The sequence below is a fragment of the Kitasatospora sp. MY 5-36 genome (assembly GCF_001182915.1).
GTDB lineage: Bacteria > Actinomycetota > Actinomycetes > Streptomycetales > Streptomycetaceae > Kitasatospora.
On the sequence record NZ_LFVW01000337.1, the window covers coordinates 1 to 398 of the forward strand.

The 398-nt window shown below is 72.9% G+C and carries 1 protein-coding gene; it reads left to right on the forward strand.

Annotated features, from left to right (window positions below):
• Positions 1 to 398: acyltransferase domain-containing protein (locus tag AE652_RS21435; RefSeq protein ID WP_049653965.1), on the forward strand; the 398-nt coding region annotated here is incomplete at both ends.

Below are 398 nucleotides of genomic sequence, written 5' to 3' on the forward strand. Positions count from 1 at the left end.
GTGGTCGCCGCCGACCGGGCGCGGGCGCTGAGCGGGCTGCGGGCCCTGGCCGAGGGGGAGGCCGCGGCCGGGCTGGTGTCCGGTCGGGCGGAGGTGAGTGGTCGGTCGGTGTTCGTCTTCCCGGGGCAGGGTTCCCAGTGGGTGGGGATGGGTCGTCGGCTGCTCGCCGAGTCCGCGGTGTTCGCGCGGGCTCTGGAGGAGGCCGCAGAGGCGCTGAAGCCTTATGTCGACTGGTCGTTGCTGGATGTGGTGAACCAGGTGCCGGGTGCCGCTTCGTTGGAGCGGGTGGATGTGGTGCAGCCGGTGTCGTTCGCGGTGAACGTCGCGCTGGCCCGTCTCTGGGCGTCGCTGGGCGTCGTCCCTGACGCGGTGGTCGGCCACTCCCAGGGCGAGATCGC